Source organism: Streptomyces sp. CLCI03, from assembly GCF_053615355.1.
The window spans coordinates 3,950,157-3,974,183 of record NZ_CM132132.1; the positions used below are offsets into that span (position 1 = coordinate 3,950,157).

A 24,027-nucleotide genomic window follows, 5' to 3' on the forward strand; every position below is an offset into this window, starting at 1 on the left:
CAACAGGAGAGACCGTAACAGATAGTTTTGTTGCAGACTATCTATGACGGATGCAGGATGCGCGCGAACGTCGCGGGACGCCGTCGCCCGCTCCCCGACTACCCCTTCTGACGCGCCCGCCGGGCCGGCCGCGGACCCTCGACCGGGGTCTCCAGATGCCCCGTGACCAGCCGGTTCAGCGCCCGGAGCAGCACCTCACGCTCGTCCGCGGGCAGGGCACCGAGCGCGCCCTCGTGCACCCGGTCGACGATCCCCTGACTCTCCTTCGCGACCTTCGCGCCGGCCTCGGTCACCGCGATGACCCGGGCCCGCCGGTCCGCGGCGGACGGCCTGCGTTCGGCGAGGCCGGCCTTCTCCAGCGCGTCGACGGTCACCACCATCGTGGTCTTGTCCATGTCACCGATCTCGGCGAGCTGCGCCTGGGTGCGCTCCTCCTCCAGGGCGTGGACGAGCACGCAGTGCATCCGCGGGGTGAGCCCGATCTCGCCGAGCCGCGCACTCATCTGCGTACGCAGCACATGGCTGGTGTGGTCCAGGAGGAAGGACAGGTCCGGTTCGGTTCGCGTGGGCGCCATGGCTGTCATGCCTGCCAGGGTAACGAGAATCGATCCGTCGCGGATTATCGGCAACCGGAGTACAGGGGCGGCGGCGGGAACCCGCACCACACCGCCCCGCACCGTCCCGCTCAGGCCAGGATCTTGGCTTTGGCCCGGTCGAATTCCGCCTGGGTGATGTCGCCCTTGTCCTTGAGGACGGAGAGCTTGTGCAGCTCCTCCGCCGAGCCCGCCCCGGCCCCGGCCGTCTGCTGCACGTACGACCGGAAGGCCGCCTGCTGCTCCTCGACCTGCTTCCGGTCCCGTTCGTGCATGCCGCGCCCGCGGGCGATCAGGTACACGAAGACGCCGAGGAACGGCAGCACCAGCACGAAGACGATCCAGCCCGTCTTCCCCCACCCGCCGAGGGTGTGGTCACGGAAGACATCCGTGATGACCTTGAAGAGGAGGAAGAACCACATGATCCACAGGAAGAACCACATCATCGTCCAGAAGACGTTGAGCAGCGGGTAATCGTCCATGCTCGGCTCCGATCATGTACGCGGTCCTTCATTCATACCGGCCACCTCGGCCGTCCGCATTCCGGCGGCCCGCTCCGGTCGCGCGATGGACTCCCGACCGTTCTCCTGAAGCCATGGCACGCAACGCAGCCGAACGGCGCCGCCGCGTCCTGCTGGGCCACCTCCTGCGCTCGGTGCTCTCGGTCGCCCTCCTGACGGGGCTCTACTACGTGTCCCCCCTGGAGGGCGGGTTCGGCATCAACACCGTCCTGACCCTCGTACTCGGCCTCGCGGTCTTCGGGTTGCTGACGGCCTGGCAGATCAATGCCATCTCCCACGCGCAGTTCCCCCGAATGCGTGCTCTGGAGGCATTGGCCACCGGCGTACCGCTGTTCCTCATCCTGTTCTCCGCGACGTACTACCTGCTCGCGGACCAGGACCCCTCGTCGTTCTCGGAACCGCTGACCCGCACGGACGCCCTCTACTTCACGATCACCACGTTCGCCACCGTGGGATTCGGGGACATCGTCCCCACCAACCAGGGCAGCCGGGTACTGGTCACCGCCCAGATGGTCGCCGACCTGATCCTCATCGGCGTGATCGCCAAAGCGCTCGTAGGGGCGATCAAAATCGGCATGCACAGGCGCAGTTCGCAGGCCCCCGGCCTGGAGGACGACCCCTGAGCGGCGAAGTACGCCCCCGAGGTGGACCATCGAGGAAGCGGAAAGGAAGTGAGCCATGCCGCAGTCGCGCCCTCGATCGCAGCCGCCCCCCGCCGGAACGCAGCCGCAGGAGGCCGACGTCCTGAGGCAGACCCTCCGCAGCCCGGGATACCTGAAGCTGCTGTTCTTCTGCGCCCTCATCAGCATCCCGGTGTCCCTCGCGTCGTTCTGGTTCCTCGCCGCGCTGCACAACATGGAACGCGCGATGTGGACGGACCTCCCCGAGGCCCTGGGGTGGGACGTCCCGCCCTGGTGGTGGCCGCTGCCCCTGCTGCTCGTCGCCGGTGTCGTGGTCGGCCTGGTGGTCCCGCACATGCGCGGCAACGGCGGCCACCTCCCCGCGGCCGGCCTGCAGACCGGCGGCGCCTCGGCCGGGGCCCTGCCCGGCGTCATCATCGCGGCGGTCGCGAGCCTGCCGCTCGGCGCGGTGCTGGGCCCGGAGGCCCCGCTGATCGCCCTCGGTGGCGGGCTGGCCCTGCTGTTCCGCAATCTCGCGCAGGTACCGGTGACCCCGCAGGGCACCGCGCTCGTGGGCGCGGCGGGCGCCGCGGCGGCCATCGCCACGATCTTCGGGAATCCGCTGATCGCGGCGGTGCTGCTGATCGAGGTGGCGGGCGTGGGCGGGCCACAGCTGTTCGCGGTGATGCTGCCGTCACTGCTGTCCGCCGGGGTCGGCGACCTGGTCTTCACGGGCCTAGGACGCTGGACCGGCCTGAAGATCGGCAGTCTGAAGCTGGAGCTGGGCGTCCCCGTGCCCCACCTGGACGTGCCCGACGTGCTCTGGGCGGTACTGATCGCCGCGGCCCTGGCCCTCGCCCTGCACCCCGTGCTCACCGGAGCCCGGGTGATCGCCGCGTACGTCCTGGAACGGCCCCTCCTGCGGACCGTCCAGTGCGCGCTGGCCGCCGCGGCCTGCGCCAGCCTCTACGCGCTCATCACCGGCCTCTCGCCCGCCGATGTCACCGGGTCGGGCCAGGCGATGATCGGCAGACTGGCCGCCGACCCGCACTCCTGGGGCGTGGGTGCGCTGATCGGCGTACTCGTCTTCAAGGGCGCCGGCTATGCCATCTGCCTCGGCAGCCTGCGCGGCGGTCCCGTCTTCCCGGCGCTCTGCCTCGGCGCCGTGGCGGGCGTCCTGCTCGGGCCGCTGCCCGGACTCGGCATCGTGCCCGCCATGGGGGCGGGCATGGCCGCGACCGCCGCCAGTGCGCTGCGGCTGCCGGTGAGCAGCGTGGTGATGGTGGTCCTGATGCTCGGCGGCACCGCGATGATCCCGATCGTGATCATCTCGGCCGTGGTCGCCTTCGTGGTCACCGAGATGCTGCCGGTGGGCCCCCCGATCCCCGATCTGCCCGCCGTACCCGCGAAGCCCACCGCGCCTGCCACGCCCGCCACGCCCGCCGCCTGACCGGCACACGAGGACCCCGCCCGGCTCTCCGGGCGGGGTCCTCGTACGCGTCCTTCGACCGGTCAGCAGCGCAGGCCGGTGGCGGCGGCCGTGGCGGCCTGGTCCAGACTCTCGATCTGCGGCTGCAGCTGGGTGCGCGCGTCCTTGCCGGTCGTGTCGCCGGGCAGGTCCTGGTAGCTCTTCTTGAGGTCCTCGGCGGCCGACTTGACCGCCTCGCGCTCCGCGTCCTTCAGCTGGGTGGCGTTCTCCTTGACGTTCTCCCAGTCCTTCTGGACGGCCTCGTAGGCGTCCTTGACCTGGTCCTTGGTCGCGTTGGCGGGGTTCAGCGCCTTCAGCTTGGCGTTGTCGGCCTTGAGCGCGTTCAGGTCGGTGCACAGGTCCGCGGCGGCCTTGGTGGCCTCCTCCGCGGGCGAGGAGCTGTCGTCGGAGCAGGCGGAGAGACCGAGAATCGCGCCGACACAGAGCACACCGATCACCGGGAAACGCTTCATGGGGACCTTCCTCTATCTGACAAACCGGCCGTAGGGGACCTTTCGGTACACCCGCCCAAAGTATGCAGATGAAGGAACAGTCCGCATCCGGACCGCTACGCCGCCGGAGCCGCCTCCGGAGCCTTCTAGGGGTGGATGTTCTGGTTCAGGTGGAACAGGTTCCCCGGGTCGTAGGCGCGCTTGACCGCGACCAAGCGGTCGTAGTTGCCCTTGTAGTTGGTCCGGATCCGGTCCTGGTCGTCATCGGCCATGAAGTTGATGTAGCCGCCCTCCTCCGAGTGCGCGGCGGTGGCGTCGTAGTAGTCGCGCACCCAGGCCGTGGCGGTCTCGTTGTCGGCGGGGTCGGGCCACATCCCGGCGATCACCGTGGCGAACGAGGCGTCCCGGTAGGCGAAGGCAGTGGCGTCCGGTGCGACGCGGTGGCAGGCGCCGTTGATCGGGTAGATGTGGACCGTCGAGTTCACGGCGGGCAGGCCGGGCGCGTGCCGCAGGTGCGCGTCGATCACGTCGTCGGTCAGCTCGGTCACGAAATTGGCCTTCCAGTAGTGCTGGAGGCCGGGCGGTACGAGCGCGTCGAACGCGCTGTTGAGCGCCGGGTAGGGCATCGGTCCGACGTGCTCGGCGACCACCGGCGCGAAGTCGTGGAACGCCTGGAGGGCGCGTTCCCCCTCGTCGAGCGGCCCGGTCCAGCACGCCACGATCAGCGCGAAGGTGTCACCGTGCCGGTCCGCCGGGATGAACGGGAGCGGCGGGGCTATCTGGAAGGCCGGGAACCCGCCCAGTTCCTCCGGCGCGTCGGCGATGTGGTCGGCGAAGGAACGCAGCACGGTGGGAGCGTCCGCCAGCTCGAAGAGCATCGGCCCCCCCGTAGATGTCCTTGACGGGGCTCAGCCGGAACTCGAACGAGGTCACCGCACCGAAGTTGCCGCCGCCGCCACGCAGCGCCCAGAAGAGGTCGGCGTTCTCCTCCTCGCTCGCCACGACGAGCCGGCCGTCCGCGGTCACCACATCGGCCGAGATCAGGTTGTCGCAGCTCAGCCCCAGCCCACGGGCCAGGTAACCGATACCACCGCCGAGGGTGAGGCCGCCGACGCCCGTGGTGGAGATGATCCCGCCGGTCGCGGCCAGCCCGAAGGCGTACGTGGCGGCGTTGAAGTCGCCCCAGGTCGCCCCGCCCTCCGCGCGGGCCGTGCGCCCCGCGGCGTCGACGCGGACCCCGCGCATCCCGGACAGGTCGGCCACCACGCCGCCGTCACAGGTGCCGAAGCCGGGGACACTGTGCCCGCCGCCCCGCACCGCCAGGTCGAGCCCGTTCTCCCGGGCGAAGTCCACCGTGGCCATGACGTCCCCCGCGTTGGCACAGTGCACGACGGCCGCGGGCCTCCGGTCGATCATGGCGTTGTGGACCTTGCGCGCCTCGTCGTAGGACGCGTCGTCCGGGGTGACGACCGCGCCGCGTACCCGTTCTCGCAACTGGTCGATCGAGAGCTTGCCCATGGCCATCGCTCCTCGTGCATCACGTCGTTCCACGCTGCGTCGAGCTGTCGAGCTGTCGAGCCGTTGTGCTCTCGTGCTACGGCTGCAGGTGGCTGAAGCCGACCTCGAAGCGTTCGACCGAGACGATCCGCTGGCCCTCCCGCTGCGCCGTCCGCTCGCGGATCCGCGCGGCCTCTTCCTCGCTGTCCAGCATCGTCCGTTCGTCGTCCCACAAGGTCAGCGTTTTGGCCACGCCCGTGGCCCGGTCGACGAGGTAGTAGACCCCCCGGAATCCGGGAACGTCCTGGACCTGCCTGACGATCGCCTCCGAATTCGCGCTCACGTCTCCCTCCGCGGGGACCGGTGATCCCTGGTAGGTGCTCAGCCTCGCGAACATCTGCGGCAGTCCTTCCTCGCAGGGCCACCGGTCGGAGAACAGGCGGCTCCACGACCAGGGTGCTCCGGCGCGCCGTCCCCCGCATGCCGGAGCGGCGCGACAATGGTGAGGACGGACGCGAGCGCCGTCGCGCTGCCGTCGCTGTCGCTGTTGCCGGAGCCGTGGCCATGGCCACGGCCGAGAGGCGGGACGTCGAGGTGCCGTACATAGCTGTGACCGCCCTGAGTCATGTCGGGCTGGTGCGCGAGCACAACGAGGACAGCCTGGTCATCGGACCGTGGACCCTGTGCGGGACCGTGACCCAGAATCCGCAGACCCTGGTCTTCCCCTTCGGCCGACCGCTCGTCGTCGCGGTCGCCGACGGCCTCGGCGGGCAGCCCGCCGGCGAGGTCGCCAGCGAACTGGTGGTGCGCCAGCTCTCCTCGATCGGGTCCACGCTGGACAGCGCGGAGGCCGTGGGTGACGCGCTGAGCATGTGCAATCGCGCCGTGTACTCGGCCACCGAGGGGCGGCCGGAGCTGGCCACCATGGGGACGACGGTCGCGGGGGCCCTCGTCCTGGCGGATTCGCTGCTGATGTTCAACGTCGGCGACAGCAAGGTGTTCCACGCCGGGCAGGACGGGCTGCGCCAGGTCAGCGTGGACGACAGCCCGCCGCCGACCCCCGGGCACCGCACCACCTCGGCGGTCACCCAGGTCCTCGGCGGCACCCGCGGCTACAACGAGATCACCCCCCACATCGAGGCCTTCCCGGTGGCCGAGGGCGACCGCTACCTGGTGTGCAGCGACGGGCTGACCGACCCGGTGCCGACCGAGGAGATCGAGGGGCTGCTCCGGGTGCACGACGACGGCCGGGCCGCCTTCGAGCTGTGGCGGGCCGCCATCGACGCCGGCGGCCCCGACAACATCACGCTGGCCCTGCTGCGCATCGGCGCCTAGGGAGTCGTCATGCTCTTGGTGTAGGCCTCGCCCAGGTCCCGTACGTCCACCGAGGCGTGGATCTCCAGGCCGGCGGCCTTCGCCGTGTGGCGCTCCACCAGCTCCAGCACCGCACGGGTCAGGAGCGACTTGGTCTGCGCCGTGCGGCCACGGGCGATGGCCAGCTCGACGTGGACGACCACCGCTCGGGCGTCGGTGCCCTCCCCGACCACGGACTCCTCCAGCCGGTGGAAGCGCGTCTTGCAGTTGCCGACCGCGGTGTCGAGGATCTCGACCACCAGCGCGTGCAGTTCGAGCGCGAACGCCCGCCGGTCGAAGGCACCGGTCAGCGAGTCCGAGTAGTCGACGACTGCGTGGGGCACGGGGTCTCTCCCTGCTCTACGGATTCGGGGCGACGGGCCCCGGTCCCGCGCCGGTCGGCGGGTACCCGAGCGACGGTAACCGAGCCCGCCCCGCCAGGAGGGCGGTCTCGGCCATCACCCTCCGGGCCCCTCCAGCCGATCGGTGAGCCGGCCCAACGCCCTGGCGCCCAGCGGAGCCATCAGCGGGCGCAGCACCGGTTCGGCCACCCGGATGCCCGGCAGGCGCAGGCCACCGAAGAAGGCGAGTCGGGTGCCGTCCCCCTCCGCCACGGCCGCCATGCCGCCGATCAGGAACCGGCTCCGCATCAGGCACCACCCCGGCCGCAGCACGATGTCGAAGCGCGCCCGCATGCCGAGCGGGCTGCGGGCCGTGGCCTGCAGGCGCTCCCCGACGGCGGAGGTCACGGTGAAGGAGCGGATGTCGCCGATCATGAGGGGCATCTGGTGCTCCAGATCACGGACGAGCCCCCAGACCCGGTCGAAGGGGGCGTCGACCGATCGCTCCGCGAAGGTGGTGCCGGGGGTGGCGCGGGCGATCACGCGCAGCCTGCGTACGGCGTCGAGTTCGGCGACGACCGGCCAGGAGTCGTTCAACGTTCCCACGCCTTCCGGAAGGTGCGGCGGGCCCGGAAGAGCCGGGTCCGCACGGTGGGTTCGGGCACGCCGAGCAGGGCGCTGACGGAGTGCTCGTCCAGTCCTTCGAGGTCGCGCAGGACCAGGACGGCGCGGTGCCCGGGGGAGAGCCGCTCCAGCACGTCCCGCACGTCGGCGGCGAGCTGCGGATCGTCGGGAGCGGGCACGTCGTCGAGCGGGTCCGGTACGGAGCGGGCCGCGGCGCGGGCGATCCGTACCGCCTCCCGTACGGCGATGACCCGCGCCCAGCCGAACAGGGCGGCGGGTTCGCGGAGTCGACCGATGTTCCGGAAGATCACGATCAGCGCCTCCTGGGTGGCGTCCGGACCGTCCTGGAGGGCGATCGGGCCGCACAGCCGGCCGACGTACGGGGTCAGCAGGTCCAGCAGCTCTTCGGTGGCCAGGCTGTCGCCGCGTTGGGCGGCACGGACGAGCGTGGCCGGGTCGCCCCGCCCCTGCGTACCCGCTGCGCCGCTCATCGGGCCTCCTCCTTCTTGACGGACTCTCAGGAAGGAGGAGGGCGCGGACGGGTCGAACATTCCCGTGATCTGCGCCACACGGGTGCCGGGCGGGAAACGCTCCACGAAAAACGCGCTGCCGCTCATATGATTTTCCGGCTCGAATTTCCACCGCTCGGGCGCGAAACCAAAAGTGAGGCACGCCGACATTTCCATGGCCGCCGACATCCACTGTGCTACGGTGACGTTCGTTGCAGTTGTGGTTCCCAAAAAACTTACAAGTACTCTCACCGGATCTTCGGTGGGCGCACTTTTTATTTCCGGTGCATGCAGTGAAATCTACTCGTTCCGGTCGGGGCAATCATCACGGCGACACCGGTCCCGCACAGTGCGGATCCGGGCACTGCCCCAAAGGAGAATTCATATGGCATCTGGCACCGTGAAGTGGTTCAACGCGGAAAAGGGCTTCGGCTTCATCGAGCAGGAGGGTGGCGGCGCCGACGTCTTCGCCCACTACTCGAACATCGCCTCTTCCGGCTTCCGTGAGCTTCAGGAAGGCCAGAAGGTCACCTTCGACGTCACGCAGGGCCAGAAGGGCCCGCAGGCCGAGAACATCGTTCCCGCCTGACGCCTGACGTCCGAGGTCCACGCCGACGCCCGCGTCGGCGCGCAGACGCGGCCGAGGCCCGCACCCTGGGGTGCGGGCCTCGGCCGTCCGCATGTCCCGGAGCACACCGAACAGGCCACTCCCCGGAAGCCCGGCCCGTGGGCGAGCACGCTTGCTAGAGTCCGTGCCCATGTCGATCCCTGACGACCTGCTCATCGATCTCGCCACCAAGGTCGAGTCGGAGCAGACCAATCAGATGTCCCTGACCGTCGTGGTCCACGGCGCCGTCATCACAGGCCGCCTCGCCCCCGAGAGCGTCTGGCGTCAGCGGGTGGCCGAGGTCCTGCGGGACTCCGACCAGCTGGCCCCGTTCGCCGAGATCTTCAGCCCTCCCGGACGCGGCGACAGACAGCAGACCGGGGCACCCTCACACCTCCATTTCCACGTGGCACGCATCCTCCAGGGCACCCTGGGCATCCCGGAAACCGGCGGAATGTACCGGATCGCGGTCAAGGACGTGAGCGCCTGGACCGTCGGGGACTTCAGCTACTCCGACAAATAACCCACCGGCCCGACCCGACCGAGGACGGCCGCCCGTGAATTCACCCGCGGGCGCCGTCCCCGACGAACGGGTCCCCACGAACCGTCCCCGACGAACCGGTCCCGAACAACGAAATGGCGACACCGCCGGGCCTCCCCGCACAATGTCGCCATGCGGATCTCGATGCTGGGGGCCCTGGACGTACGGGGCGAGGACGGAAGCGGCGTCGGAGTCGGGGGGACCCGCCTGCGGGCGCTGCTGATCCTGCTGGCCCTCGAACCGGGGCGGGTGGTCGCCTCCGAGCTCCTCGTCGACGGCATCTGGCAGGACACCCCACCGGCCGGCGCCCCCAACGCCCTTCAGGCACTGGTGTCGCGGCTGCGCCGTGCCCTGCCCGGCATCGACGTGGAATCGCACCCGGCCGGATACCGCCTGGTCGTCGAACCCGACGCGGTCGACGTGGTCCGCTTCGAACGGCTGGCCTCCGCGGGCCGCGGGGCGCTGGCCCGGGACCCCGACACCGCGGCGCGGCTGCTGCGCGAGGCCCTGGAACTGTGGCGCGGCCCGGCCCTGTTGGACGTCGCGGCCTCCCCGTTCTTCCGGGCCCCGGTGACCCGCCTGTCGGAGCTGCGGACAGCCGTCCTGGAGGACCGGGTCGAGGCGGATCTACGGGTGGGGCGCGGCCGGGAACTGACCGCCGAGCTGACCTCCCTCGTCGCCGAACACCCCTTGCGCGAAAGGCTCGTCGGGTCGCTGATGCGGTCGCTCGTCGCGGCCGGACGGCCCGCCGAGGCCCTCACCGTCTACGGGAACGCGCGCACGGCCCTCGCCGAGGAACTCGGGGTGGACCCCTCGCCCGAGCTGTCCGCCCTGCACACCGCCGTACTGCGCGGACAGGTCGAGGTCCCCGCGGGCCCGCCGCCCGCCACCGACGCACTGACGCCCTCGGCGACGCCCTCGCCCTCACCACCTACCAACCTGCGGACCGGGCTGGCCAGTTTCGTCGGCCGGGACGAGGACCTCGACCAGGTCGACTCCCTCGTGACCCGGTTCCGGCTCACCACGCTCACCGGACCCGGCGGCGCCGGGAAGACCCGGCTGGCCGTCCAGAGCGCCCGTCCCCTCCTCGCCCGATTCCCCGACGGCGTCTGGCTGGTGGAGCTCGGACCGCTGAGCGCGGAGGCCGACATAGCGACAGCCGTCCTGAACGCGCTGGGCCTGCGGGACCAAGCGGCCACCACCGGCGATGCGCTGGACCGCCTCACCGCGGCCCTGCGCACCCGCACCGCCCTGCTGGTCCTCGACAACTGCGAGCACCTGATCGAAGCGGCCGCCACGACGGCCGACCGGCTCCTCGGCGCCTGCCCGGGACTGCGCGTCCTGGCGACCAGCCGGGAGCCCCTCGGCCTCACCGGCGAGGCCCTGTGGCCGGTGCGCCCGCTGGCTCTCCCGCCCCCGGACGCCGACGCGACGCAGGCCCTGTCGTACGCGTCGGTGCGACTGCTGAACGACCGTGCGGCGGCGGCCCGTTCCGGCTTCGCCGTCACCGAGGAGAGTGCCCGCGCCGTGACCCGGATCTGCCGGGCCCTCGACGGGATACCGCTGGCCATCGAACTGGCGGCGGCCCGGCTGCGCACGATGAGCGTCGAGCAGCTCGCGACCCGGCTCGACGACCGCTTCCGGCTGCTGACGGGCGGCGCGCGGACGGCGCAGCGCCGGCACCGGACCCTGCGGGCGGTGGTCGACTGGAGCTGGGAGCTGCTGACGGAGGCCGAGCGGGCCCTGCTGCGCAGGCTCGCCGCCTTCCCCGGCGGGGCCACGGTGGAGGCCGCCGAGGAGGTCTGCGCGGGCGGGCCGGTCGAGGCGTACGACGTGCTCGACCTGATCACCTCGCTGACCGACAAGTCCCTGCTGGTGACCGCGGGCGACGGACGCTACCGGCTGTTGGAGACGATCCGCGCGTACGGTCTGGAGCGGCTGGAGGAGGCCGGCGAAAGGGAACCGCTCCGGCGCGCGCACGCCGCGTACTTCACCGCCCTGGCCGAGGCCGCGGACCCGTACCTGCGGCGCGCGGAGCAGCTGGAGTGGCTCGGACGCCTCACCGCGGAGCACGACAACCTGGCGGCGGCACTGCGCGGCGCGATCGCGGCGGGCGACGCGCGGGCGGCCGTACGGCTGGTCGCCGCGGCCGGGTGGTACTGGTGGCTCGGCGGACACAAGGCGGACGGCGCCGAACTGGCCGCGCGGGCCCTCGCGTTGCCCGTCCCGGACAAGACGGACGGGGACGACGCCTGCGACGGCGACGACGGCGGCGGGACGGACGGGGACGACGAGGCCCGCGCCGTGGCCTGCGCGCTGGCGGCGCTCTTCGCGACCGCCGGCCTCGGCGACGACCGGCGGACCGCGGAACTGCTCGGCCAGGGGCTGCTGCTCGCCGGACGCACCGGGAGCCGGCACCCGGTGGTCCGCTTCCTGGAGCCGCTGGACCGGCTGGTGCGCGGTGCGCACACGGGCGAGGCGGCCCCCCGGGACGCCTGGGCGGGACTGCTGGCCGACGAGGACCCCTGGGTCAGGGCGCAGGCCCGGCTGGAGGGCGCCAAGACCCTGCTGGGGGCCGGCGGCCCGCCCGCCGAGGCGGAGGCCGCGATCGAGGCGGCCCTGGCCGGGTTCCGCGGGCTCGGGGAACGCTGGGGGATCTCCTTCGCGCTGACGCTGCTGGCCGATCTGGTGGCCCGGCGCGGCGACCACGGCGCGGCGATCGGCCACTACGAGGAGGCCGTGGCGGTGATCGGCGAGCTGGGCACCGTCGAGGACCGGCTGTACGCCCGGGTCCGGCAGGCGCAGTTGTTCCGGCTGGCCGGGGACCCGGCGGGCAGCGCCGCGGCCATGGCCCGGGCGGAGCGGGACGCGGTGGCGGCGGGCTGGCCCGAGGCGCTGGCCATGATGGCGCACGGCAAGGCGGACCTGGCGCGCTGGAACGGCGAGACGGCCGCCGCCCGGGCCGAACTGACACGGGCGCGGACGGCGGTCCGCGAGGTCGCCGTGCATCCGGTGTTCGAGGCGGTCGTGCTCGACTCCCTCGGGTATCTCGACGCGGCGGACGGGGAGTTGGCCGCCGCCCGCGCCCATCGCGCGCAGGCGCTGGAGCTGGCCGCGGCCTCCGGGCACGCGCCGACGCTGGCCCAGGTGCTGGTGGGCGTCGCGGACCAGGCGGTACGGCTGGACCGGCCGGGGGAGGCGGCCCGGCTGCTGGCCGCGGCCCTGGCCGTCCGCGGCGGGCCGGACCGTGCGCGCCCCGATGCGGCCCGGGTGGAGGCCGCGGCGCGCGCCGCGCTCGGCGACGCCGGGTACGAGGAGTGCGCGCGCGAGCGGTACGCGCACGGGGAGGGCACCTCGGGCCCGGCGGCCGTGCGGGAACTGGCGCGGCTCACGCTGGGCGGCTGAGTTCCTCCAGGAAGCGCCGCTGGTCGGCGAGCAGGCCGGGCGGGAAGAGCTTGCGCGGGGCGAACACGGCCGTCAGGGTCAACCGCCAGGGGGAGCGCTCGACCTCGGTGCGCAGCAGGGCGTGCGTCGCCCCCGGATAGCGGTGGACCGTGAGGGCGCCGGGTGCCGACACGCTCCGGTGCAGCGCCTCGGTCTCGGCGCCGTCCACGTTCAGGTCGTCGGCTCCGGAGATCAGCAGCACCGGGACGGGCGGCATCGCCCGCAGGTCCGCGGTCATGTCCGCGGTGTGGTTGCGACTGATGAACGCCCAGCGCTCCGCCGTGAGTTCCCGGTCGGCGCCCGGACTCGCCCGGTACTCCTCGTACGTCGCCCCGCGCCGCAGCAGCGTCAGGGTGGCCTCCCGGGTGCGTAGGGCGGCCGCCGTGCGCTCGGCGTCGGCGCCGGCCGCGCGCAGTTCGGCGCGCAGGTTGTACTCCCCCTGGCGTTCCCAGTTCACGGCGGTGCCGACCGCGATGACGAAGCGGACCCCGGGGGCGGGGGCCCGTGCCACCACCTTGGGCATGACCCAACCGGCCTGGCTGGCGCCCCACAGGCCGATGCGGGCGGGGTCGATGTCGGGCCGGGTGCGGGCTGCCCAGGTGAGGGCGTCGACGGTCTCGCGGGCCCGGTCGTCCATGGTCTGGCCGAGCCAGTCGGCGGGTTTGTCGAGGGAGAGGGAGGCATATCCGGCGCGGGCGAAGGCCTCCCAGTAGGGGCGGTAGAAGCCGTCGTGGGTGGCGTCGACCTCGCCGTCGCCGTGCACGAGGACGACGAGCGGGAAGGGGCCGGGACCTTGGCCGGTCGGGGTGGCGAGAACGCCGGGCAGGTCGTGGCCCGCGGCGGGTACGGTGACGCGCTCCTCGTGCAGGCCGTAGTCGTGCTGCCACAGGACGACTCCCGTGAGGAGCAGGGCGGTGGTGAGGGCGAGGAGGAGGACGTTCAGGAGCACCCGGCGGAGTGGGCGGGGTGCGCGGGACGTGCGGGACGTGCGGGTCTCGGTCATCTGCGGCTCCGGGTTCCTCGGCTCGTTCGTTCGTTCACTCGTTCACTCGTTCCCTTTATTCGTTCGCATCAAAAACGATCGTAGCGGCAATGAACGTATTAGGCTTGTGCGTATGACGACGGAGAGCGTGGAGGTACGGCGCGGGCTGCCCGAGGGGGCCGCCGCGCGCGTCGCCGAGCTGTACTGGGAGGCCTTCGGGGGAAAGCTGGGCCGCGCGCTCGGCCCCCCGGAGGCCGGGCGCCGGTTCATCGCCGGCCACCTGCACGCGGACCGGGCCGTCACCGCGCTGTCCGGCGGCGGGGGCGACCCGGACGGCCGGGTGGTCGGCGTGGCGGGCTACCAGCTGGCCGGGCGCGGCCTGATCGGCGGCGATGCGGCCGCGGTCCTGGCCACGTACGGGCGGGCCCGGGGCCTGTACCGGGTGTTCCTGCTGGCCCTGCTGGAGCGCACCCCGGCCCGCGGTGAGCTGGTCATGGACGGGATCGCCGTGGACCCCGCCGAGCGGAGCCGGGGCATCGGCGGGCTGCTGCTGCGGGAGATCGAGGCGATCGCCGTGGAGCAGCGGTGCCGGCGGATCCGGCTCGACGTGGTCGCGGAGAACCCCCGGGCCCAGGAGCTGTACGAGCGGCACGGGTTCCGGGCGGTCCAGGTGCGGCGCACGCCCTGGCTGCGGGACGTACTGGGATTCGGGGGCGTGACGACGATGCACAAGGAGGTGGCCGCACGATGAGCGCGATCCCCACACGGATGGTGGTGCACGCGCTGGTCCGGGAGGACGGGACGGTCGCGGGCGAGGAGCTGTACGAGGTCGCCGCGCTGCTCGGGATGACCGACCAGCAGGTGCGGCTGTGCGTGAAGCGGCTGGTGACCGAGGGCCGGTTCACGGTGGAGGGGCGCGGCCGGCGGGCCGTGCTGCGCCTGGCGGGGACGGAGCCGGGGGCCGCGCCGGCCCTCGTACCGGAGGTGGAGTTCGTCCGGCACGCCTACCGGCAGGACCGGGGGCTGGAGCCGTGGGACGGGTTCTGGCACGCCTTCGCCTTCGCCGTACCGGAATCGACGCGGGCCGCCCGGGACTCCCTGCGGGACGCGCTGACCGGGCTGGGGGCGGCGCCGGTCCAGGGCGGGCTGTACGTCACGCCGAACGCGATCGGCCCGTACATACGGGCCCACGCGGCGGATCTGGACCTCTCGGAGGCACTGACCTGCCTGAGCACCCGGGACCTCTCGGTGGGCGGGACCTGCGACCCGCGGGCCCTGGCGGAACGGCTCTGGCCGCTGCCGGAGATCGCGGAGCGGTACGGGGAGCTCCGCGCGCTCGCCGAGCGGCCCGCCGAGCCCGGACCGGCCGCCGGGCTGGCGCACGCCGTGGCCCTGGCCGCGGCCTTCTCGGCCGCGATGCTCCCCGATCCGCTGCTCCCGCCGGAGCTGCTGCCGCAGCCGTGGCCGGGTGCGACGGCCCGGGCGGCGGCGTCCGAGGCCTGGGCCCGGCTGGGGGCGGCCGCTTCCGCCGAGGGACCCCAGCTGTTCCGGCTGTACGGCGAGGCCCTGGCCTGACCCGGGGCGGCCGGCGGGGGCGGGCCGGCGGGTGCGGGACCGGGCGGCCCGGCGGGTGCGGACGGGCCGACCCCCGGCCCGTCCACATCGCGGACAACTACGCTCGTTTCATGAACGCAGAAGCCTCCGCCCTCGCCGCCGTGAAAGACGCTGACCGGAAGCACGTCTTCCACTCCTGGTCGGCGCAGGAGCTCATCGACCCGCTCGCCGTGGCCGGCGCGGAGGGCTCGTACTTCTGGGACTACCAGGGCAACCGCTTCCTCGACTTCTCCAGTGCCCTCGTCTACACGAACATCGGCTACCAGCACCCGAAGGTCACCGCGGCCATCCAGGAGCAGGCGGCCAAGCTGTGCACCGTCGCGCCCGGCTTCGCCGTCGACGTGCGCTCCGAGGCGGCCCGGCTGATCGCCGAGCGCACCCCCGGCGACCTCGACAAGATCTTCTTCACCAACGCCGGGGCCGAGGCCGTGGAGAACGCCGTCCGCATGGCCCGGCTGCACACCGGCCGACCCAAGGTGCTGTCCGCGTACCGCTCGTACCACGGCGCCACCTCCACCGCGATCAACCTCACCGGCGACGCCCGCCGTTTCGGCAACGACTCCGCGACGGCCGGCGTCGTGCACTTCTGGGGGCCGTTCGCCTACCGCTCGCCCTTCTACGCGGCCACCGAGGCCGAGGAGTGCGAGCGGGCCCTGCGCCACCTGGAGGACACCATCGTCTTCGAGGGGCCGCAGTCCATCGCCGCGATCATCCTGGAGACCGTCGGCGGCGCCCCGGGCGTGCTCGTGCACCCGGACGGCTACCTGGCCGGCGTCCGCGCGCTGTGCGACCGCTTCGGCATCGTCTTCGTCCTCGACGAGATCATGGTCGGCTTCGGGCGCACCGGAAAGTGGTTCGCCTCCGAGCACTGGGACGTGACCCCCGACCTGATCTGCTTCGCCAAGGGCGTGACCAGCGGATACCTGCCGCTCGGCGGGGTCGCCATCTCGGCCGCCATCGCCGAGACCTTCGCCCGCCGGCCCTACCCGGGCGGGCTCACGTACTCCGGGCACGTGCTGGCCTGCGCGGCCGCAGTGGCGACGATCGACGTCATGGAGGAGGAGGGCATCGTCGAGCGATCCGCCCGCACCGGCGCCGAGCTGCTGGGCCCCGGCCTGCGCGCGCTCGCCGAGCGGCACCCCTCGGTCGGCGAGGTCCGCGGGCTCGGCACCTTCTGGGCCCTGGAGCTCGTACGGAGCAAGGAGACCCGGGAGCCGCTGGTCCCGTACAACGCCTCCGGTGCGCAGAACGCCCCGATGGCCGAGTTCGGGGCCGCCTGCAAGAAGGGCGGGCTCTGGCCGCTGATCGCCGGCAACCGCATCCACATCGCGCCGCCGTGCAACATCTCGGCGGACGATGTGGCCAAGGGGCTGCGGATCCTCGACGAGGCCCTCTCCGTGGCGGACGCGCACACTGTCTGACCTGCGGTTCTGTGGGGTCGCCCAAGGCGTGGGTGCTGGTGTTCGGAGGATTTGTACGGGGATCAACCCCCCGTACACATGCTGCAATCCGTGCAGGCCGCACGACACAACAGGCCAAGCACCTACGAACCGGGATGCACGTCAGGCCCGGGGCGGTCCCTCGGCGAGGGGCCGAACGGCGGGGAGCGGGACGTCCTTGATTCGGGCGGGCGCTGGACGCCGGGCGTACGGGATCCAGACGACCGGACTCCGTGTTCCCGAGTACCCGAAGGAAGACAGCATGAGCAAGCACGTCCTGGCCCAGAACCAGTACGGCAAGGCCGAGAACCGCATCGTGACGGTGACCCGCAAGGGCAACGACGGTTCCTGGCACGAGATCCGCGACCTCAACGTCTCGGTCGCGCTCCGCGGTGAGTTCCGCGACGTCCACCTCACCGGCGACAACGCCAACTGCCTGCCGACCGACACCACCAAGAACACGGTGTACGCCTTCGGCAAGGAGCACGGCGTCGAGTCGCCGGAGGCCTTCGGCATCCTGCTCGCCAAGCACTTCGTCTCCTCGCAGCAGCCGATCCGCGAGGCCCAGATCCGCATCGAGGAATTCGCCTGGGAGCGCATCCCGGTCCCGACGCGCAAGGAGCAGCACTCCTTCGCCCTCAAGGGCCAGGAGGTGCGCACCGCGCAGATCACCTACAGCGAGACGACGGGCCTGCAGGTCATCTCGGGTCTGAAGGACCTGACGGTGATGAACTCGACGAACTCCGAGTTCCACGGCTACATCAAGGACAAGTACACGACGCTCAAGGAGGCGTACGACCGCATCCTGGCGACCAAGGTCACCGCACGCTGGGCGCACTCGGCGCTGGCCGCCGACGACGCCGGTCACGACTGGGACCAGGCGTACAAGAAGGTCCGCAAGAACATGCTGGAAGCCTTCGCGGAGACGTACTCGTACTCGCTGCAGCAGACCCTGAACCAGATGGCCGAGCGCGTGCTCGACAACTGCCCCAAGGTCAACGAGGTGCGCCTCAACCTCCCCAACAAGCACCACTTCCTCGTCGACCTGGAGCCCTTCGGCCTCAAGAACGACAACGAGGTCTACTTCGCGGCCGACCGCCCGTACGGCCTGATCGAGGGCACCATCCACCGCGACGGCGTGCAGCCGGTGATCGCGACGTCCGACTGGATCGTCGCGTAACGCACCTCGCCGTCCGTTCGGCCCGGGCCGCGTCGCGGGGTCCGGGCCGAATCGTTTCACCCACCGCGGCCACGGCTGCGGCCACGGCTGCGGCCACGGCTACGGCTGCCCGGCCGTCGGCCGCTCGTCCTGCGGCTGCCCGACCAGGAGGTTCCAGCGCCCCGCCCGCCCGGTGAGGGTGGTCACCGATTCCGGTCGGACGTCGAGCCGCCAGAAGGCCGCCGCGGGCAGCTCCAGGGCGTGCACCACGGCCGCCCGCACGACGGCCTGCTCGACCACCACCCGGTGCGTGCCTTCGGCCAGGCCCGCCAGCTCCGCCCCGACGCGGGCGATCAACGTGTCCACGGACTCCCCGCCCGGTGGCGCGTACGCCGGATCCGTCAGCCAGGCGTGCACCGCCGCCGGATCCCCGGTCGCCACCTCGTCCAGGGTCAGCCCGGCCCACTCGCCCGTGGCGAGTCCGCGCAGTCCCTCGTGACCGGGGCACGGCCGCGCGTGACCGAAGCGACCCTGACGGGCGGCCGCGTCCAGAGGGAAACTGACCAGTCGAACTCGTACCAACGGGGTCTTCATAAGGGGAGCGTAAGCGCGGTACGGTCACAAATGGTTCAATTGACTTACGACGGAACGACGGAAGCACGGTGAGAATCCGGCACGGTCGCGCCACTGTGAAACCTCCTCAAGGGGGAGGAAAGTCAGACCCGCCACCGTCGTAGCGAGCACCACTGACCGGGACGCGTGTTCCCTCTGGAGGTTCTGCCATGGCCCACCCCGCCGTGCCCACGACGAACTCGCCCGTCATCGCCCCCCTCTCGCTCTCCGCGTTGGCCCCCTGGGCCGTGTTCGTCGGCATCCTCATGCTCGTCCTGCTGTACTTCGTCGGCGCCGAGCAGGGCGCCACCTCGGTCTTAGAAGGGGAGACCATCCACGAGTGGCTGCACGACGGCCGCCACCTGCTCGGTTTCCCCTGCCACTGATTCCCCTGCCACCGACCGACGTCTCAGCAAGGGAACAGACCGACCATGACTTCCGCTGCTCCGGGTGGGGTCTCCCCCCGCACCCTGCTCGTCCGCGGCATGCTCGCCGGCCTGCTGGCCGGCGTGGCCGCCTTCCTCGTCGCCTACCTCCTCGGTGAGTCCAAGGTGGACGCGGCGATCGCCATCGAAGAGGCCGCCGCGGCCGGTCACGACCACGGCGAGGACGCCACCGTCAGCCGGGCCCTCCAGGCCACGGCCGGGCTCGGCACCGGTGTCCTGCTCTACGCGGTCGCCCTCGGCGGCATCGCCGCGCTGGTCTACTGCTTCGCCCTGGGCCGCATAGGCCGCTTCGGCCCGAGGGCCACGGCCGCCGTGGTCACCGGGGCCCTGTACGTCACCGTGACGCTGGTGCCGTTCTTCAAGTACCCCGCCAATCCCCCCGCCGTGGGCGACCCCGGGACCGCCGCCCGACGGACCGCCCTCTATCTGCTGATGATCGCCCTGAGCGTGCTGTTGGCGGCCGGCGCGCTGATCCTCGGCCGGCGGCTCGCGCCGAGGCTCGGCAACGGGAACGCGTCGATCGTCGCCGGCGCGGCCTTCGTCGTGGCCGTCGGCCTCGCGTACGCCCTGCTGCCCGGCGTCAACGAGGTCCCCGCGGACTTCCCGGCCGCGCTGATCTGGGAGTTCCGCCTCGCGTCCCTGGCCATCCAGACGGCCCTGTGGACGACTTTCGGCCTGGCTTTCGGTTTTCTAGCCGAACGAGCCCTTGTGCCCGCCCCCGCACCCAAGGAGGCTGTGCAGCCGACCGATTGAGCACGAGGGGGCCGGTAGTACATGGCGACGGCGATCAGGGAATGGCGGGGCTGGACGGGTGCCGCCCCGTTCTGGCTCAACTCGTTCCTGCTGCTCCTGGCCCCCTGCTGCGCCGTCACGCTCTTCGGTCAGATCGGCATCATCGCCGCGCTGGCCGCGCTCGGTGGCCTGGCCCGCCACCTCTGGTACGGCGACTACGGCCACCCGGCCATGCATCTGGCCGGCGCGCTGATGGGTGCGGGCACGGCCGCCGTCGTCATGTGCGGCTGAGCGCCTCCGGGCCGTCCCACGCGTTCCGGACGGGACGGCCCGGGCAGGTGCGGACCCTCACCCGTTCGGGCGCATGGGCGCCACGGCGGGGATCGGGCGGGTGGACCCTTCGCGAACTGCGAAGACTCACCGATCGGGCGACGACACGCCCGTGACGCGATGTCAGTCCACCGTGTTGCACGGGGTGCCGATGGGCAGAGGAAGTGTCCACTGCTCACATGACCCCGGCCGCCCGAGCCGGACTGGAGGGAATCCCATGCCCCGCGCCAAGTGGGCCGTCGCCGCGCTGACGGTGGTTCTGTTGTCCACCGGTATCGCGGTGTTGCAACGGACCGAGGGGGCCCGACCCACGGCCGTGACCACCGACGACGCGCTGCCCTCGCGGGCGTTGGGGCTGTCCGGCCATCGCCGTCTGGTACGGGAGCTGGAGCAGTCCGGCGAGCACACCCCCGGCACGGGGGCCCGATCGCCGAGGACCGCCCCCGGGCCGCTGCGGGAGGTCGGCGGTCCGCTGCGGGCCGCTCGGCCGCTGCGGTTGCGGATCCCGAGCCTGGGCGTGGACGTACCGCTGAACGGCGACCGGACGGAGGTCGCCTGGGACACCGGGGGGCCGGCGCCCGGTGCGGCCGGGACCGCGGTGGTGACCGTGGAAGGGCTTCCCCTCGGCGAGTTGCGGCGGGGCCGGACCATCGAGATCCCCCGCGCGGACAGCCGTACGGCCGTGTTCACCGTCGTACGGATCTCACCCGGCAGGGCCTCCGGCCACGAGGGCTCGCCCGGTCGGGCCCAACTGCGGCTGGTCGGCGGCGAGACCGCCGTGCTGGCCCGGCTGACCGGGCAGCGCCGCACCCGCTGACCCCACCGGTCCGGGGTGTTCTGTCAGCCGTGGGGGGTGTCTTCGTCCCCCGGTCGGGGGCTTCTCGGTGTCCGTCCGGGAGTCTTTCGGCGTGGCGGGGCACACCCCTCGCATGAGCGGGAGGCACCACGCGCGTTCGGCACCGGCCAGGGCTCTGACCGTGGTCTGTGTCGTGCTGCTGTGCGTCTTCGGCGCCGGACCGGCCGGCGCCGCGGCCGCCGAGTTCCGCCCCGCCTCCGCCGCGCCCGCGGTGCCGGGTGCCCCCGCCGTACCTGCCGCGCCGGGTGCCCCCGCCGAGTCCCCCGAGCCCGGCGAGGGCCCGTCCGATCCGGCCCCGGCCTCCGATCCGGAGGCACGGGCGGCCGTACGGACGATCACACGCGGACTGCCCGGCGTACGGCGGACACCGCTCGCGGTGTTTCACGTGGAACAACCGGGCGCCCCGGCGTGCGCGCCCGCCGCGGAGGCGGCCGAACCGGCCCTGTCCCGGCGGCCGGTGCGGAGTGTGGTGCTGCGCTGCTGAGCGGACCGAGGTCCGGACGCAGCCCCCACACCCCCCCTGAGCACCGTGAGGTTCCGCCATGCCCATCGACCCGTACGCCGCACTGAACGCCATGCTCCGCGCCGAGGTCACCCGGTTCTCCCCGCCGGTCCGGCAGACCGATTCGGCCGCGTCGCCCGCGTCGGCGACGACCTCGGTCACCGCCACGGCCACAGCGACGGCCACGTCCGTCGAGCCCGAGAGCGAACCGCAGCGGACCGCACCCGCGGATTCGGCCGCGTAGGAACCGCGCGGACGCGCCAGGAGCGCCGGGGGTACCGGCGCTCCTGTCCGTCCCGGCCGTACGACCGGCTCAGTCCTCGTGCGTGTAGTAGCGGTAGAACGCCGCCAGACCGACGCCCGCGGCGACGGCGAGGCCCACCACCACGGCCTTGAGGATCGACTGGTCGGTGAGGCTGTGCAGGTAGCCCACCGCGATGCCGCCGAAGGCTCCGTAGGCGGCGGCGTGGACCTCGCGCACCATTCGGGGGCCGACCCTGGCCAGGCCGAACATGATCGCCGCGAAGATCACGCCGCACAGGATCCCGTAGAAGACGTTGGCCGTGGTCACCGGACCCGCCTGGCGCTCGATGAAGGCGGCCCAGAATCCGTAGACGAGTCCGAGGAGCACGGGCCCCACGAACGCGCTCTTGTGCAGGTGGGTCTTGGTCGCGCTCTGCCGCCGCCGCCCGAGGGCGCTGGGTGCCGCATGTGCCATGACGGGCTCCTCTCTCCCATCATCCAGGGCACACCCGCCGCCCCCGACCGGCAAGTGGATCAGTGGTCAGGGCGTGCGCACGGCCACCGCGTCGATCTCGAAGAGCATGTCGGGCAGGGCCAGCGCGGCGACGCCGATCAGGGTCTGGGCGGGCAGTTCGGTCCCCCACGTGGCGTGCAGCCGCTCCAGCAGGATCTCCAGCTTCCGCTGGTCGTGTCCGACGATGTAGGTGCCGATGCGGACCACGTCCGAGGGGCCGAGGCCGACGGCGTCGAGGGCGGTACGGAGATTGGCGAAGGCCCGCTCGACCTGGTCGGCGAAGTCCTCGGAGACGACGTGGCCGTGCTCGTCGGAGCCGTACTGGCCGGCTATGAACACCTGCTCTCCGGGTGCGGAGACGATGTGGCTGTAGCCGTAGCCGGTCGGGGTGTGGAGTCCTGCCGGGTTGATGATGCTGCGCGTCATGCCGAGCTCCCTTGGTCCGTTTTCCGTGTCCGTACGTGCGGTGCGGTGCGGTGCGTCATGCCGTGCCGTGGTGCGTCGTGCCGTGGCTACCGCGCGGCGAGCCAGGCGCGGAGCCGCTCGGGGGCCTCGGGGGCCTGCCGTTCGGCCTGCTGCCGGATCTCGTCGAGGTTCTGGGCGGCGAGGGCCCTGCGCCAGGCCAGTTCGGCCCGGCTCATGGCGCGCGCGATGGCGCAGTCGGCGGCGTCCCGCTCCGGGGCGGAGTCCGCCGGTCCGCCGGCGCCGGGACCCTGCTGCCGGATCTCCGCGCACCGGAAGGCCTCCTCGGCTCCTTCGACGGCGGCGACCACGTCCATGAGCGAGATGGCGTCGAGCGGGCGGGCCAGCCGGAAGCCGCCCCGGGGGCCGGGGGTGGAGGTGACGATGCCCGCCCGGGCCAGCGCCTGGAGCTGCTTGTTGAGGTAGGCCGCAGGCAGGTCGTGCCACGCGGCGAGCCGCGCGGCCGAAACGGCCCGGTCCGGACCGCTCCAGGCCAGATTGACGCAGCTGTGCAGCGCCCACTCGACACCCTCGCTCATCTTCATATTCTGGATATTAAATATCCAGAATTATCGGCGCAAGGATGCCACGCCCGCCGACGGCCCACCACCCGCCCGCAGCAACACCGCTCGCGCCCGGCTCCGCGCCCGCATTCCCTGGTGACGTGCGCACCATCCTGTCGACGGTACTCATCGTGCTCGTGGCCCTTCTGGTGCCCGCGAGCGCCGTCGCGTACTGGGCCGACCGCGAGCTGGGCGACGCCGACCGGTACACCGCCGCCATGTCCCCGCTCGCCGAGAACCCGAAGGTGCAGGAGGTCGTGGTCACGCAGGTCACGCGCGCCCTGGCCGGACAGATCGACGCGGGCCCCTTCCAGATCGGCCTCGACACCCTGCTCGGCGAGGCCCTGCACTCCTTCGCGGGCACCTCCGCCTACCGGACCGCCTGGGACGCGGCCAACCGCGCCGCCCACGCCGCGTTCCTCGACGCCCTCACCACCGGCCGCGGCGACGCCCTCACCATCGACCTCGCGCCCGTCATCGCCCAGGTCAGGGGCGACCTCGTCGCCGACGAGGTGCCGTTCGCCGACCGCATCCCGGTGACACACCTGACCGTGAAGGTCATGGAGTACGACAACCTCGCCGCTCTCCGGAAGGGCTTCCACATGCTCGAAGTCGCGGGCGTCTGGCTCCCCGTACTGACCGTGCTCCTGGCCGCGGCGGCCATCGCCGTCGCCGTCCACCGGCGGCGCGCCGTCATGGCCACCGGAGCGGGACTGGCCGTCGGGGCCGGACTCCTGTGGCTCACGGTGGAGGTGTGCCGCCGGCTCACCCTGGACGATCTGCCCGCCGACATCGACCGACCCGCCGCCGGGGCGGTCTACGACGCCCTCACCGCGTACCTGCGCACCACCGCCTGGGTGGTGCTGGTGATCGGGCTCGCCGCCGTACTCGCCGCCTGGGTGATGGGCCGACTACGCCGCACCCCATAAGCTCGGAAGGTACCAACACGCACAGAAGCATGCAGAAGACCCCAGAAGAACCGAATCGCGAGCGGCGGGCACGG

General features: G+C 72.3%; 31 protein-coding genes. 17 read left to right on the plus strand and 14 right to left on the minus strand.

Going from position 1 to position 24,027, the window contains the following annotated elements:
• Positions 1-98: 98 nt before the first annotated feature.
• Positions 99-584 (minus strand): MarR family winged helix-turn-helix transcriptional regulator, encoded by a 486-nt coding sequence (locus tag ACWG52_RS18175; RefSeq protein ID WP_389803990.1) that lies wholly within the window; start codon positions 582-584, stop codon positions 99-101.
• Positions 585-685: 101 nt separating this feature from the next.
• Positions 686-1,075: an SHOCT domain-containing protein gene (locus ACWG52_RS18180; protein ID WP_389803993.1), complete on the minus strand. Its 390-nt coding sequence runs from the start codon at positions 1,073-1,075 to the stop codon at positions 686-688.
• A gap of 113 nt (positions 1,076-1,188) precedes the next feature.
• Between ACWG52_RS18180 and ACWG52_RS18185 the strand changes: the two genes are divergently transcribed.
• Together ACWG52_RS18185 and ACWG52_RS18190 are read left to right on the plus strand one after the other, a co-directional pair.
• Entirely contained in the window at positions 1,189-1,737 is a 549-nt protein-coding gene (locus tag ACWG52_RS18185) for a potassium channel family protein (protein ID WP_389803996.1), read from the plus strand.
• A gap of 55 nt (positions 1,738-1,792) precedes the next feature.
• Positions 1,793-3,184: a chloride channel protein gene (locus ACWG52_RS18190; protein WP_389803999.1), complete on the plus strand. Its 1,392-nt coding sequence runs from the start codon at positions 1,793-1,795 to the stop codon at positions 3,182-3,184.
• A gap of 62 nt (positions 3,185-3,246) precedes the next feature.
• On the opposite strand, the gene ACWG52_RS18195 is transcribed toward ACWG52_RS18190, so the two are convergent.
• The 4 genes from ACWG52_RS18195 to ACWG52_RS18210 all read right to left on the minus strand — a co-directional run bounded on the left by ACWG52_RS18195 (position 3,247) and on the right by ACWG52_RS18210 (position 5,494).
• Positions 3,247-3,675, minus strand: a complete 429-nt coding sequence (locus ACWG52_RS18195) for a hypothetical protein (protein ID WP_389804001.1) — start codon at positions 3,673-3,675, stop codon at positions 3,247-3,249.
• 125 nt (positions 3,676-3,800) lie between these two features.
• Entirely contained in the window at positions 3,801-4,502 is a 702-nt protein-coding gene (locus ACWG52_RS18200; RefSeq protein WP_453129004.1) for a BBE domain-containing protein, read from the minus strand.
• Positions 4,390-5,172 carry an FAD-binding oxidoreductase gene (locus ACWG52_RS18205; protein WP_453129005.1) on the minus strand — a complete coding sequence of 261 codons (783 nt, stop codon included), beginning with the start codon at positions 5,170-5,172 and terminating at the stop codon, positions 4,390-4,392. Before ACWG52_RS18205 ends, ACWG52_RS18200 begins: the two co-directional genes overlap by 113 nt.
• Before the next feature lie 76 nt (positions 5,173-5,248).
• Complete coding sequence (locus ACWG52_RS18210; protein ID WP_244290627.1) at positions 5,249-5,494, minus strand: hypothetical protein; 246 nt, start codon at positions 5,492-5,494, stop codon at positions 5,249-5,251.
• Between the two features lie 251 nt (positions 5,495-5,745).
• Here ACWG52_RS18210 and ACWG52_RS18215 point away from each other — a divergent pair, with 251 nt between their 5' ends.
• Positions 5,746-6,486 carry a PP2C family protein-serine/threonine phosphatase gene (locus ACWG52_RS18215; protein ID WP_266353413.1) on the plus strand — a complete coding sequence of 247 codons (741 nt, stop codon included), beginning with the start codon at positions 5,746-5,748 and terminating at the stop codon, positions 6,484-6,486.
• Here ACWG52_RS18215 and ACWG52_RS18220 read toward each other — a convergent pair.
• From ACWG52_RS18220 to ACWG52_RS18230, 3 genes are all read right to left on the minus strand, one after another.
• Positions 6,483-6,848, minus strand: a complete 366-nt coding sequence (locus ACWG52_RS18220) for a 5-carboxymethyl-2-hydroxymuconate Delta-isomerase (RefSeq protein ID WP_389804007.1) — start codon at positions 6,846-6,848, stop codon at positions 6,483-6,485. The genes ACWG52_RS18215 and ACWG52_RS18220 overlap by 4 nt on opposite strands.
• 114 nt (positions 6,849-6,962) lie before the next feature.
• On the minus strand, positions 6,963-7,451 hold the full coding sequence (locus ACWG52_RS18225; RefSeq protein ID WP_453129006.1) for a hypothetical protein: 489 nt from the start codon (positions 7,449-7,451) through the stop codon (positions 6,963-6,965).
• Complete coding sequence (locus tag ACWG52_RS18230) at positions 7,439-7,960, minus strand: RNA polymerase sigma factor (RefSeq protein ID WP_389804013.1); 522 nt, start codon at positions 7,958-7,960, stop codon at positions 7,439-7,441. The genes ACWG52_RS18225 and ACWG52_RS18230 overlap by 13 nt, the downstream gene beginning before the upstream one ends.
• Positions 7,961-8,363: 403 nt before the next feature.
• On the opposite strand from ACWG52_RS18230, the gene ACWG52_RS18235 reads away from it, so the two are divergent.
• The 3 genes from ACWG52_RS18235 (at position 8,364) to ACWG52_RS18245 (ending at position 12,531) form a co-directional block, all read left to right on the plus strand.
• On the plus strand, positions 8,364-8,567 hold the full coding sequence (locus tag ACWG52_RS18235) for a cold-shock protein (protein ID WP_030011983.1): 204 nt from the start codon (positions 8,364-8,366) through the stop codon (positions 8,565-8,567).
• 169 nt (positions 8,568-8,736) lie between these two features.
• On the plus strand, positions 8,737-9,108 hold the full coding sequence (locus ACWG52_RS18240) for a hypothetical protein (RefSeq protein WP_389804017.1): 372 nt from the start codon (positions 8,737-8,739) through the stop codon (positions 9,106-9,108).
• Between the two features lie 150 nt (positions 9,109-9,258).
• Positions 9,259-12,531 (plus strand): BTAD domain-containing putative transcriptional regulator, encoded by a 3,273-nt coding sequence (locus tag ACWG52_RS18245; protein WP_453129007.1) that lies wholly within the window; start codon positions 9,259-9,261, stop codon positions 12,529-12,531.
• Here the strand turns inward: ACWG52_RS18245 and ACWG52_RS18250 are convergent.
• Positions 12,515-13,573, minus strand: a complete 1,059-nt coding sequence (locus ACWG52_RS18250; RefSeq protein ID WP_390166566.1) for an alpha/beta hydrolase family protein — start codon at positions 13,571-13,573, stop codon at positions 12,515-12,517. The two genes, ACWG52_RS18245 and ACWG52_RS18250, sit on opposite strands and share 17 nt — an antisense overlap.
• A 112-nt stretch (positions 13,574-13,685) precedes the next feature.
• Here ACWG52_RS18250 and ACWG52_RS18255 point away from each other — a divergent pair, with 112 nt between their 5' ends.
• From ACWG52_RS18255 to pucL, 4 genes are all read left to right on the plus strand, one after another.
• Entirely contained in the window at positions 13,686-14,303 is a 618-nt protein-coding gene (locus ACWG52_RS18255; protein WP_389804025.1) for a GNAT family N-acetyltransferase, read from the plus strand.
• On the plus strand, positions 14,300-15,127 hold the full coding sequence (locus ACWG52_RS18260) for a PaaX family transcriptional regulator C-terminal domain-containing protein (protein ID WP_453129008.1): 828 nt from the start codon (positions 14,300-14,302) through the stop codon (positions 15,125-15,127). Before ACWG52_RS18255 ends, ACWG52_RS18260 begins: the two co-directional genes overlap by 4 nt.
• A gap of 110 nt (positions 15,128-15,237) precedes the next feature.
• Positions 15,238-16,587 carry an aspartate aminotransferase family protein gene (locus tag ACWG52_RS18265; RefSeq protein ID WP_389804030.1) on the plus strand — a complete coding sequence of 450 codons (1,350 nt, stop codon included), beginning with the start codon at positions 15,238-15,240 and terminating at the stop codon, positions 16,585-16,587.
• Positions 16,588-16,867: 280 nt separating this feature from the next.
• Positions 16,868-17,785 carry a factor-independent urate hydroxylase gene (gene pucL, locus ACWG52_RS18270; protein WP_453129009.1) on the plus strand — a complete coding sequence of 306 codons (918 nt, stop codon included), beginning with the start codon at positions 16,868-16,870 and terminating at the stop codon, positions 17,783-17,785.
• 99 nt (positions 17,786-17,884) lie between these two features.
• On the opposite strand, the gene ACWG52_RS18275 is transcribed toward pucL, so the two are convergent.
• Complete coding sequence (locus ACWG52_RS18275; protein ID WP_389804032.1) at positions 17,885-18,358, minus strand: histidine phosphatase family protein; 474 nt, start codon at positions 18,356-18,358, stop codon at positions 17,885-17,887.
• A 188-nt stretch (positions 18,359-18,546) separates the two neighbouring features.
• Between ACWG52_RS18275 and ACWG52_RS18280 the strand changes: the two genes are divergently transcribed.
• From ACWG52_RS18280 to ACWG52_RS18305, 6 genes are all read left to right on the plus strand, one after another.
• Positions 18,547-18,762: a CbtB domain-containing protein gene (locus ACWG52_RS18280; protein WP_453129010.1), complete on the plus strand. Its 216-nt coding sequence runs from the start codon at positions 18,547-18,549 to the stop codon at positions 18,760-18,762.
• 45 nt (positions 18,763-18,807) lie between these two features.
• On the plus strand, positions 18,808-19,575 hold the full coding sequence (locus tag ACWG52_RS18285; protein WP_389804034.1) for a CbtA family protein: 768 nt from the start codon (positions 18,808-18,810) through the stop codon (positions 19,573-19,575).
• Positions 19,576-19,596: 21 nt separating this feature from the next.
• Positions 19,597-19,845, plus strand: a complete 249-nt coding sequence (locus ACWG52_RS18290) for a hypothetical protein (RefSeq protein ID WP_030714370.1) — start codon at positions 19,597-19,599, stop codon at positions 19,843-19,845.
• Between the two features lie 256 nt (positions 19,846-20,101).
• Positions 20,102-20,701, plus strand: a complete 600-nt coding sequence (locus ACWG52_RS18295) for a class F sortase (RefSeq protein ID WP_389804038.1) — start codon at positions 20,102-20,104, stop codon at positions 20,699-20,701.
• Positions 20,702-20,813: 112 nt separating this feature from the next.
• Entirely contained in the window at positions 20,814-21,224 is a 411-nt protein-coding gene (locus ACWG52_RS18300; RefSeq protein WP_389804040.1) for a hypothetical protein, read from the plus strand.
• Positions 21,225-21,282: 58 nt separating this feature from the next.
• Entirely contained in the window at positions 21,283-21,486 is a 204-nt protein-coding gene (locus ACWG52_RS18305) for a hypothetical protein (RefSeq protein ID WP_389804043.1), read from the plus strand.
• 69 nt (positions 21,487-21,555) lie between these two features.
• Here the strand turns inward: ACWG52_RS18305 and ACWG52_RS18310 are convergent, their stop codons facing one another.
• From ACWG52_RS18310 to ACWG52_RS18320, 3 genes are all read right to left on the minus strand, one after another.
• Positions 21,556-21,960: a hypothetical protein gene (locus ACWG52_RS18310; RefSeq protein WP_389804046.1), complete on the minus strand. Its 405-nt coding sequence runs from the start codon at positions 21,958-21,960 to the stop codon at positions 21,556-21,558.
• 66 nt (positions 21,961-22,026) lie between these two features.
• The gene (locus tag ACWG52_RS18315) at positions 22,027-22,425 is read right to left on the minus strand and encodes a RidA family protein (protein ID WP_033214728.1); all 399 of its coding nucleotides are present in this window, start codon (positions 22,423-22,425) and stop codon (positions 22,027-22,029) included.
• An 86-nt stretch (positions 22,426-22,511) separates the two neighbouring features.
• On the minus strand, positions 22,512-23,000 hold the full coding sequence (locus tag ACWG52_RS18320; protein ID WP_161291766.1) for an RrF2 family transcriptional regulator: 489 nt from the start codon (positions 22,998-23,000) through the stop codon (positions 22,512-22,514).
• Between the two features lie 125 nt (positions 23,001-23,125).
• Here ACWG52_RS18320 and ACWG52_RS18325 point away from each other — a divergent pair, with 125 nt between their 5' ends.
• Positions 23,126-23,953 (plus strand): hypothetical protein, encoded by an 828-nt coding sequence (locus ACWG52_RS18325; protein WP_390166572.1) that lies wholly within the window; start codon positions 23,126-23,128, stop codon positions 23,951-23,953.
• The last annotated feature ends 74 nt before the right edge of the window (positions 23,954-24,027 follow it).